This window comes from Thalassoglobus sp. (genome assembly GCF_048270125.1).
In the GTDB taxonomy this organism is placed as follows: domain Bacteria; phylum Planctomycetota; class Planctomycetia; order Planctomycetales; family Planctomycetaceae; genus Thalassoglobus.
In genome coordinates this window covers 76806-87290 of the sequence record NZ_JBLWTN010000014.1, presented here as the reverse complement: position 1 = coordinate 87290, position 10485 = coordinate 76806, and the positions used below count along the sequence as shown (strand labels likewise).

General features: G+C 49.6%; 7 protein-coding genes. 4 read left to right on the top strand and 3 right to left on the bottom strand.

All coding sequences use genetic code 11. The features are described 5' to 3' along the window. Positions 1 to 186: 186 nt before the first annotated feature. Positions 187 to 1548: a sigma-54-dependent transcriptional regulator gene (locus tag ACN0YR_RS15710; RefSeq protein WP_417850193.1), complete on the top strand. Its 1362-nt coding sequence runs from the start codon at positions 187 to 189 to the stop codon at positions 1546 to 1548. A gap of 269 nt (positions 1549 to 1817) precedes the next feature. On the opposite strand, the gene ACN0YR_RS15705 is transcribed toward ACN0YR_RS15710, so the two are convergent. Beyond that, on the bottom strand, positions 1818 to 2813 hold the full coding sequence (locus tag ACN0YR_RS15705) for a phosphoglycerate dehydrogenase (RefSeq protein WP_417850222.1): 996 nt from the start codon (positions 2811 to 2813) through the stop codon (positions 1818 to 1820). Positions 2814 to 3225: 412 nt separating this feature from the next. Between ACN0YR_RS15705 and ACN0YR_RS15700 the strand changes: the two genes are divergently transcribed. Beyond that, positions 3226 to 3441 carry a (2Fe-2S)-binding protein gene (locus ACN0YR_RS15700; protein WP_417850191.1) on the top strand — a complete coding sequence of 72 codons (216 nt, stop codon included), beginning with the start codon at positions 3226 to 3228 and terminating at the stop codon, positions 3439 to 3441. A 407-nt stretch (positions 3442 to 3848) separates the two neighbouring features. Here ACN0YR_RS15700 and bfr read toward each other — a convergent pair whose 3' ends face one another. Further along, positions 3849 to 4331 (bottom strand): bacterioferritin, encoded by a 483-nt coding sequence (bfr, locus tag ACN0YR_RS15695; protein WP_145199699.1) that lies wholly within the window; start codon positions 4329 to 4331, stop codon positions 3849 to 3851. A gap of 487 nt (positions 4332 to 4818) precedes the next feature. Further along, positions 4819 to 6198, bottom strand: a complete 1380-nt coding sequence (locus ACN0YR_RS15690; RefSeq protein WP_417850221.1) for a sigma-54-dependent transcriptional regulator — start codon at positions 6196 to 6198, stop codon at positions 4819 to 4821. A 741-nt stretch (positions 6199 to 6939) separates the two neighbouring features. Between ACN0YR_RS15690 and lptB the strand changes: the two genes are divergently transcribed. After that, a complete protein-coding gene (lptB, locus tag ACN0YR_RS15685; RefSeq protein WP_417850190.1) occupies positions 6940 to 7818 on the top strand; it encodes an LPS export ABC transporter ATP-binding protein in 879 nt (292 codons plus the stop codon). 525 nt (positions 7819 to 8343) lie between these two features. Next, on the top strand, positions 8344 to 10272 hold the full coding sequence (locus tag ACN0YR_RS15680; RefSeq protein ID WP_417850189.1) for a transketolase C-terminal domain-containing protein: 1929 nt from the start codon (positions 8344 to 8346) through the stop codon (positions 10270 to 10272). Positions 10273 to 10485: the final 213 nt, after the last annotated feature.

The following is a 10485-nucleotide window of genomic DNA, read 5'->3' as shown; positions in this document are numbered from 1 at the left end:
ACGACGCCCCACGAAAACCGACCTTGAAATCGATTCCGCCCGAGCTCATCTCCCAGATTTGTCCCTCTCCCCAAATTCTGACTCATAAATCCTTTGCAAAGATGCATGCAGCGTGCGTGCAAAACGCGTCAAAAGACTCTAAAATCTCAACTCACATCGATTTCTGTTCGAATCCGAAGAGAAGAAATGACCGAGCCGGAAAAACCAAGCACCAGTTACCGTAAGATTCTGATTGTCGAAGACGAAGAAATTATCCGCAATACACTCGGAGAGTTTCTGACCGGCGAAGGCTTTCAGGTGACCCAGGCAGGGACCGTTGAAGAAGGCTTAAAAGCTGCCAAGGATCAGGACTTCCATGTTGCCATCTGCGATATCCAACTCCCCGACGGAGACGGTATTAAGCTGATGAAGCAGATGCACCGGCTCAATCCATCTCTGTTCGTGTTGATTATCACCGCTTACGGAACTGTTGAATCAGCCGTTGATGCGTTCACACGTGGAGCCTTTGACTACCTGACCAAGCCAGTCATTTTTGACGATCTCGCCCACAAACTGAAACGGGTCTTTGAGTATCGTGATCTTTATCTGGAAAACCAGAAGCTCCGGTTAGAACTGGCTCAACCGAACCGATTCGACCAAATCGTCGGATCAAGTGAACCACTCAAACAACTCCAGGATACAATTTCAAAGATTGCAGTCACGAACTCCAACGTGTTGCTGGTTGGCGAAACTGGAACAGGAAAAGAACTCTTCGCTCGAGCTATCCATTCTGCCGGCCCAATGAAAGAGGAAAAATTCCTGGCGGTCAACTGTGGAAGTCGCCCTGTTGAGATGCTCGAAGCAGAACTGTTCGGGTCCGATTCTCCCGGGAACACACAACCAGGTATCCTCCGAACTTCCGGGAAGGGGACCGTCTTCCTCGATGAAATCGCCCGGTTGCCGATGGGGACACAAACAAAACTTCTACGTGCCATCGAGTACGAAGAAAGCATGCCGGTCGGCGGTTCCGAACCATACGAAGTCCAATGCCGAATCATCACATCCAGCAGCGAAGACCTCCTGCGACTCGTTGGCGAAGAGACATTCCAAGAGGACCTGTTCTATCGCCTTGATGGTGTGAAAATTCGTATCCCTCCGCTCCGGGAGCGTCTCGACGACATTCCGGAACTGGTTGATCACTTCATTGCTAAGCACTCGAAATCCCTGCGAAAACGAGTTGTCAGCGCGACGAGTGAAACAATTCGGCTATTAATGGCTGCCCAATGGAAGGGGAATGTTCGGCAACTCGACAATGCAATTGAACGAGCCGTCATCATGTGTGACGGAACCTCGATCGAGCCGAGCGATTTGCCTCCCGACTTGCTTGGATTGGGGCAACCATTGCCAGACACGGACGACCTTCGAAGTGCATTGCGACATTACGAACGATTGCACATCACACGTGTCCTGCGTCAATGGCCCGACAAACGCGAAGCCGCCAAGCGTCTGAAACTGGGGCTTTCCAGCCTGTACCGGAAGATTGAAGAACTGAACATCGAACTCGGCTAGAGCAGTTTCAATGTTTGTCGTAATGGTGAAGTTCACTTCCATGACTTCATAGACGGCTCACCACGAGGCAGAACGTCCAATCCAATATTGGATTGGATCTCGAGCATTTTGAAAAAAATGTAGGCCTTCTGTCTCGTGGAACCTGTCTTGTGAACCACCTCAGTGCTCTAGAGCATCTTTCGAATTGGTTTGCAGGATCTGCCTCGTGGCGAACAGCATTTTTCCTAGAGAAATGCGTTCTTCACGGGCACACGGTAGAGCAAACTGCTCTATCGGTCCCAGGACCAGTCTTTGACGCCACTCAGATTTTGAATGCACATTTGCGGCCATTCACCATTCTTCAGGGCGATAATCGTCTCTGCCGCCATCGTGAGTGTGTCTCGCTGCGACTCGATATCGAGCCCGGCGACGTGACCAGACAACATCACGTTCGACATCTTTGTGAGCGGGCTATCGACAGGGAGTGGTTCCACGTCGAAGACGTCTAAGCCTGCTGCACTGAGTTGCCCCGAATTGAGTGCATTGACGAGTGCATCTTCATCAACCAACGCACCGCGTGCGGTATTGATCAGCACAGATCCCCTCTTCATCATTGAAAAGGTCTCGGCATTCATCATTTTGCGGGACTTTTCAGTCAGCGGGTTATGCAAGGAGATATAGTCCGCAGCTGCAAAAAGGTCATTCAGCTCCAGCAACTCAATGCCCCATTTGTCGACAAAATCCATCTCTGGATAAGGTTCACAGGCAATGACCTTCATACCCAATCCGGCAGCTCGGGTCGCGACAGCCTGTCCAATTCGACCGAGTCCGATCAATCCGAGTGTCCGATCCATCACACGTGGACGAGCGATACGTTTCCAGTTTCCAGTTCGAACACGCTGGTCCTGATCAGGAAAGCCACGAGAAAGTCCCATCAGCATCGCGATGGTATGCTCAGCAACGGAGTGGTGATTCACTCCGGGTGTTGTTGTGACAACAATTCCCAACTCGTCACACGCCGCCAAATCAACAGCGTCGAACCCAACTCCAGTTCGCGCGATCACTCGCAAATCCGGCAACTGCTTCAGAACCTCAACAGTGTAAGGTTCAGAACCGGCAATGACGCTGCAACATCCCTGGAGCTCTTCGACGAGTTCAGCTGCGTTCCAGAAATTCGCTGAGCGATTCCCCGGATGAACGGCGAGTCCAGCTTTCGGAAGAATTTCAAAATGTGGCCCTTCGTCAGAGTTCAAAGCGCAACATTTTACATTCATCGCCACAGTCATAGCCACAGTCAACACTCCAATTCAGTCTTTGAATTTAGTTGGACGTAACCTCTCAGCCTTATCCGGACTCGCTGTAATGTAGAAACTTTTGGAAGAGTCTTCCATCAGGCGAAAATATGGGAGTTGCTTCGAAGGGAGCACCATTCTTAATTTCGGGATGTCACACCTATTCCTTAACCCCTTTATCCAAAGATGCTTACGCATGGAAGAATTGAAACGCCCAGAAAGCCGAAAAAAAATGGGGAGATTTCGAATTTCAAGTTGACCCGACTGAACAGTTGGAAATACAATCTCCTTATTGAGATTGAGTCTCAGGTTCACCGGCAGTAGCTACTACATTGCTGATTGCAGTCTCGCCGATGCCTGTTTCCGACGTTTTCAGTGAGCGGAAATCTATTTGAGAGTGACCACTGTGAGCCAGACTGTCATCAACGATGCGATTGTTTGTCGCTGCCTGAACGTACGAGAATCAACGATTCAGGATTCCGTCGAAATCATGGGCGCGGAAAGCCTCCAAGATGTGAAATCAATCTGCGGTGCGGGAGGTGGGTGCATGTCGTGTCGATCTCGCATCAAGTGCTTGATCTCCGAGTATCTTTCAAATCGGGACACCGTCAAAACAGACTGAAGAGATCACCGATTCAGATGCACCATGTTTCAGAAATTGAGCGAGCAGAGAATAGCCCCAACTGACTTCAAATCGATTTCGCAATCTGCTCTGTAGACCGTCGCGATCTCGTCGACAAAACCCGTTGTTCATAGAAAAATGGCGGGACAAATTAGAACCAGTCCGAAAACCTCTGAAATAGGTGCTTTCCTCAACGTTTGAGAGAGCAATTTCAAGTTTCAGGATCAGTTCTAAAAAACGCTGAACATTCACGATTCCTCGGAATGTTCAGCGTTTTTGTTTTCGCAGATCAACTTCTCGGTCGGTTAGAGCAGTTTGCTCTACCGTGTGCTCGTGAAGAACACATTTCTTAAGTAAAAATACTGTTCGGCACGCGGCAGAACCTGCAAACCAATTCGAAAGTTGCTCTAGCCGTTTTTCGCTTCGCCCATTTGCGACAGCATGTAGTTTTCAATTCCGAGACGCTTAATTAAATCAAGCTGAGCTTCCAGCCAATCGACACTCTCTTCAGATTCACGAACAATCTGTTCCATCACTTCTCGACTGGCTGAGTCTTTCTCTTCCAGGCAGATCTGGACGCCTTCGTTATAAGTTTTACTGGCGTTCAATTCGAGAGCGAGATCATTCTCCAGCTGCTCTTGGACGTTATCGCCAACACGAATCACGTCGTACCGTGCGATTTCCGGAACTCCATCAAAGAAGAGAATGCGGTCAATCAATAGCTCCGCATGTTTCATCTCTTCGATCGATTCTTCGTAGTGGTGGGCTCCGAGTTTATGTAACCCCCAACTTTCGCACATTTTCGCCTGAACGAAGTACTGGTTGATTGCAGTCAATTCGATGGTCAATCCGGCATTGAGTGCATCGATCACTCGTTGACTTCCTTGCATAGTTGCTTCCCCTTGTGAGTTCTCAGCGACATTCGTCGTACTGAGCTCGATATTCGTAAAGACTTGTTGAACCTGTCTCGTGGCAGGTACTTGAATCAGCTTTTAATCAGACTTGTTCACTTAATTATCTGAGACTGCGCGGCTGTATCCAGATTCAGCAGAGGAATGATTCTGAAAATTTTCAGATTGAAACCGAATCTCTAAAGCACGTCTCTTTTAGAGCAGTTTGCTCTACCGTTTGCCCATGAAGAACGCATTTCTCCAGTAAAAATGCTGTTCGCCACGAGGCAGAACCTGCAAACCAGTTCGAAAGATGCTCTAGATCTCCAGCCTCATATCTCGTCCCTTGATGAGTCAGCGGGGGCGAAATGACTGCCAAAGATGCAGCAAGATGACTCCGATCAGCCGTGAACATGCTCAATTGCGTCTCTCATTATGAATCCACGATGACCCCGAGGGCTCTTTTGACAGATTGTGTGAGTTGAGCTTACTTCAGATCGTACTCTTTGATCTTTCGATAGAGTGTGCGCTCTCCCATTCCCAGCATGACTGCGGTTTCTTCTCGTTTTCCACCTGTCAGCTCCAAGGCGCGGGCGATGTAGTATTTCTCGACTTCGTCGAGTGGTCGACCGATGAGCATATCAGCCCCGGAGCCGCCAATCAGTCCATCAGGAGACTCTCCACCGAGTTCAGCGAGCTCCGTTGGGAGATCATCCACATCAAGTTTGCCATCCATATCGAGAGCCAGCATTCCTTCAATCGCATTTCGCAGTTGACGGATGTTGCCCGGCCAGTCGAATGATAACAGTGCCTGCCGCGCTCCCCGCGAAAGCCCTTCCACTTCGCGTCCTTGTCGCTTGCAGAATTCCTTCAGGAAATGATCGATCAGTAACGGGATATCTTCACGACGGTCGCGAAGTGGCGGAAGATAGATTGTCACCACACTCAATCGGTAATAGAGATCGCCTCGAAAGGCCCCCTCTTCCATTTCACTTTTCAGATTCGCGTTCGTCGCTGCGACCAGACGGACATTGATTGACTTCTCATCATTCGAGCCCAGGCGAGTGATCTTCCGCTCCTCCAAGACTCGCAACAGTTTGATCTGCGTTTCGGCTGGCATTTCTCCAACTTCATCGAGAAACAATGTTCCGCCGTTGGCGTACTCAAATTTTCCGACTCGTTTGGTTGCCGCGCCAGTGAACGCTCCCGCTTCATGTCCGAAAAGCTCGGACTCCAGAATACTTTCCGGAAGTGCGGAGATGTTCAATGGGACAAAAGGTTTGCTTTTGCGTGGGCTGTTCTGATGAATTGCACGGGCAACGAGTTCTTTTCCTGTACCACTTTCACCGAGAATCAGAACTGTCGTATCAGTAGGAGCGAGGTTCTTTAACTGCTCGATCACACGATGCATCGAAGGGCTATTTCCGATGACACCTTCAAAGCCAAATCGTTCATCGAGCCCTTTCGCGAGCGAGATGTTCCGCCGAATTAAACGGATACGACTGGAGGCCTTGTCGACAGATTGACGCAGTTCCTGAATATCCAACGGTTTTGTCAGATAAGTATAAGCCCCTCCCTGCATGGCTGTGACCACCGACGGAATCGAACTGTGAGCTGTCAGAACAATCACTTCGGCATCGGGCAATTCTTCTTTGGCCTTCCTGAGAATCGCCAAGCCGTCAACCTCGTCCATCTTGAGGTCGGTAATGATCACGTCGTACTGCTGAGACTCGATCAACTCCGCACCTTTCGGCCCGGAGTTCGCAATCGTACATTCACAATTCACCCGCCGGAGGCTTTCTGCAACAGCCTGCGCGTGAGCCTCATCGTCGTCCACGATGAGGACGCTGATGGCAATTTGAAACATATCTTTTTGCTGATCACTCACTGTGGATTCCTACTCGGGAACAATGATCTGGACGAGAAACGTATCGGTCGACGCCAAACCATCCCAGTGTTTACGAGAGCCTTCCATGTTTCTCGCGAAAGATATCTCTAAAGTTTTTTCAATGTTTGCTGAGTCCATGAAGATCACAATCACGACTTCACGGATAGCTCACCACGCCGGAGAACGTGAGAACCAGGATTGGAGTTGCTCTAGGACATTTCCAGAAATGATGTATGCGTTTTGTTTCGTGGCGTAAAGTTTTTCGCCTGATGAAAACCGCTCTTCACGAACACGAGAAACAGGAATGTGTCCTAGCCTGCAATATTTACAGGCTTAGTGCAAACTGTAAAGCCGCCGAAATGGCAGTTTCCAAAGTTCAAGACTTTCTAACCACTTTGTACAGGGCATAAACCTGAAAACCCTTAATCTCGCTGCTGTCCACTCAATTCAGCCTCCACCCGTTTTCTTCCCTCCTCTCATTCGAGATTTGGATGAGCTTGGGACTTGAACGTGATCGTGATGATGTTGAGTCCGACGAGTGAAATCATCTATATTTCAGTCGAGTTGGTCGTAAGTTACAAAATATGCTGACAAGACTGCTGAAACCGTAGCACTTCACAGGTGATTCCGGCGACTTCTGCAGTGTTTGTCACAGCCAGAAAGTTGTGAGGCGATGCTGTCTGCCAAGCAATGGGCTGTCTGCGAACAAAGGATTGTTCAATGTCGATTCTGGAATGCCGTGATCTTGTCAAAGTTTATCCAAACGGCTTTCGTGCCGTCGATGGAGTCAGTTTTTCGGTGGAGCCCGGTGAAATTGTCGGCCTTTTAGGACCGAACGGAGCTGGCAAATCGACCACATTCCGAATGACCTGTGGTCTCACCGCTCCAACCAAAGGGACAGTCTTTCTGAATGGGCAGGATGTATCGAACTGGCCGATGTACAAACGGGCTCGGCATGGAATGGGGTATTTGCCGCAGGATCAGAGTATTTTCACAAAGCTTTCAGTGGAAAGAAACCTGATCGCCATTCTTGAATATATGCCGCTCTCGAGCCGAGACCGCAAAGCTCGCGTGACTGAATTGCTCGGTGAGTTCGGCTTGGAAGGCAAACGCAAACAGGTCTCCTCAACCCTTTCCGGGGGAGAGCGCCGCCGCCTGGAGATCGCCAGATGTCTGGCAAGTAACCCAAAAATCATCCTGCTCGACGAACCATTCACCGGGATCGACCCCACAACAATCAACGACATTCAAGACGTGATTGGAGCACTTCAGGACTCTGGGATTTCGATTTTAATGACAGATCACCGCGAACGAGAAACATTAACCATCACTGATCGCTGCAATATTATTGTCGATGGTCGTGTTCTGGTGACGGGCGATATCGATGACATTTTCCGTAGCGAAGATGCCCAATCACGCTACTTCGGACATCGCTTTGACCCAACATCGATCAAAGACGAACGAAAACGATTTCGCACTGACCGTGCAAATTCTCCTTCCGTTCCCGCACCTCATTCGAAAACCGAAAAGCCATCCCTTGCTATCGCTTCGGAAACCATCGCTGCAGAAACCGTTGCTGACGAAGCGGAATGGCTCTAAGGCATCTCCCGCAGACTCTTCACCATAAAGTCTTTCACAAAATACGGTTACGACGGTGAGTCGAGCAGACTGTTCTTCCGTGGGTCCGCGCAGAACTCGTTTCATCAAGTAGCTGCTACGTGATTCGAGACGCCTTCAGTATCGCAACACCGACACGAGACGGGAAAAATGCTCCACAACAGCTTGGCAGGATTTTATCTGTTCCAGCCGAACGGACTGAAAGTGTGAGATTTTGATGGTGGGCAGGATCTCCGGCCTCCTCAGGCGAACAGATACCATGTTTTCAATAAGCTGAATCTGACAGCATTGCAATTTCTTCGATTCACTTCATACTTTGGCCCAAAACCAGAACCAGTTCGAAAACCTTTTGAATCGCCGCTTTCCTCAATGTTTGAGAGAGCAATTTCAAGTTTCAGGATCAGTTCTGAACGCCGCTCATATCGCTTACACCTGGTTGTCAAATGTCAAGTAGGACAGATTCCACGGCCTGATCGCAAACTTATTGAATTGTTGGAGAAAATAGAGATGACTGTTACCACTGAATTTCCAATTCCACTTCATGAATACCAAGTGGTTCCGCTCGATCCTAAAAATCCAACTCTCACTGCCGAGCAACGAACTCAGCTCGACAAGAACATTCAACTTTGCCGCGACGCCATTGTCTTCTTCACTGCCATCGCCGATGCAAAAGGGCTCGGGGGCCATACAGGAGGTCCCTACGACACTGTGCCTGAAACTCTCATCATGCACGGCTTCATGGAACATTCAAAAAACGGTGGAACACCAGAAGTGCTGCCGATCTTCTTTGATGAAGCGGGTCACCGAGTTGCGACTCAGTACCTGATGGCGGTTCTGGAAGGGGACATGGACATTGAGAAACTGTTCCATTACCGCGAATATCTGTCACATCTTCCAGGTCATCCGGAACGCGGATTTACTCCGGGCGTGAAGTTCAGCTCTGGTCGCTTGGGGCACATGTGGCCATTTGTGAACGGCGTGGCGATTGCCAACCCGAACCAAGTCGTCTTCATGCTTGGGTCCGATGGATCACAAATGGAAGGAAACGACGCTGAAGCAGCACGTCTCGCAGTCGCCCAGAACCTGAACGTCAAAGTCGTCGTCGACGACAACGACGTCACGATTGCCGGTCATCCTTCAGAATACCTCAAAGGTTTTGATGTCTCTAAAACACTCGAAGGTCACGGACTGACAGTGAACACCGGCGACGGTGAAGACCTCGACAGCCTGTACGCCAGAATGTGTGAAGCGGTCACACATGACGGACCGGTTGCGTTGATGAACAAACGTAAAATGTGCGTTGGCATCAAAGGGCTCGAAGGAAGTGCGCACGGTCACGACGTCATCAAAACCGCTGTCGCAATTGAGCATTTAAAGTCACGTGGTCGAGACGCAGCTGCTGAGTATCTAACGACTGTTGAAAAAGGTCCTGGAGGCCCATCTCACCAAGGTTCCGATGGAAGCAGTATCGGCAAGAACCGTGACCTCTTCGGTAAAATCATGAATGGAATTCTGGATAAAATTCCAGAAGAACAACGAATTGAATCGATTCGAGTTTTCGATTGCGATTTGGAAGGAAGCTGCGGCCTCAATCATATTCGTGCCGAACATCCGGAAGTTTTTGTTCGCGGCGGAATCATGGAACGTGGAAACTTTTCCGCAGCTGCCGGCTTCGGATACGAGCGAGGAAAGCAAGGAGTCTTCGCGACTTTCTCCGCGTTCCTGGAAATGGTCGTCTCTGAAATCACGATGGCACGATTGAACCAGAGCAACGTTCTGGCACACTTCAGCCACGCCGGTTGCGACGACATGGCAGATAACACCTGTCACTTCGGACTGAACAACATGTTCAGTGACAACGGGCTTCCAGAAGAAGGTCACGACAACACTCGCCTCTATTTCCCAGCGGACCAGCATCAGTTCAAAAAATGTCTCGAGACGATCTACAGCCAGGAAGGTCTGCGTTTCATTTTCTCAACTCGTTCAGGAGTGCCTGATTTGCTGAATGAGGAAGGCAACAAAGTTTTCGGCGACGACTACGAATTCGTCCCCGGGAAAGATGATGTGATTCGCGAAGGAACTGCTGGTTACATCGTCACTTTTGGCGAGACGACTTATCGTGCTCTCGACGCTGTGATTCGCCTGAAGGAAGCCGGGACGGATGTGGGATTGATTTGCAAATCCACACTCAATGTCTACGACGAAGAAATGATGGCGAAACTTGCAGCTGCCCCCGCAGTCCTCGTCGCCGAATCCTTCAACGTCAAAACCGGTCTCGGTTCACGCTTTGGAACAGAACTCCTCAAACGTGGATTCAAAGGGAATTACAACAACATCGGAACTCATAAAGAAGGTTCCGGAGGGCTGTGGCAGCAAATGGGCTACCAAGGGCTGGACTCCGACGGAATTATGGCCTCCATGCAAAAGTTGACATAAAGCCACCACTACACCGGTCTTCACGCTCTCTTTCAAGATTGGCCTCTAAAGTTCAATCCGAGGTAGCTGGAAGAGTCTCTAGAGAATCTTTCGAATTGGTTTGCAGGTTCTGCCTCGTGGCGAACAGCATTTTTACTAAAACTGATCCTGAAACTTGAAATTGCTCTCTCAAATGTTGAGGAAAGCGGCTATTCCAGAAGTTTTCGGACTGGC